The sequence below is a fragment of the Gilvimarinus sp. 1_MG-2023 genome (genome assembly GCF_030548285.1).
In genome coordinates, this window is record NZ_JAUOSC010001415.1 from 1 (window position 1) to 250 (window position 250).

The 250-nt window shown below is 46.4% G+C and carries 1 protein-coding gene; it reads right to left on the reverse strand.

The window, feature by feature from the left end:
* Positions 1-65 precede the first annotated feature (65 nt).
* Positions 66-250: holo-ACP synthase (locus Q4563_RS21500; RefSeq protein WP_303605972.1), on the reverse strand; the 185-nt coding region annotated here is incomplete at its 5' end.

Here is a 250-nt window from a genome sequence, read left to right on the forward strand (position 1 = left end):
GTCACGCTAATACCACGACCATAAAAAAGGAGAGCCGAGGCTCTCCTTTTTCATTACTTTACGGTTTAGCTTTCTAGGATCACTGTAGCAACGGCGTATCGCCTTTCATCCGCAATCGTCAAATGAACATGATTTACGCCCATTGACGCGGCTAATTCCGCCGCCTTACCCGATAAGGTTAAAACAGGTTTACCCAAATCATCATTGGTCACCGTGAAGTCTTGGAAGCTAACACCACACGCAATACCAG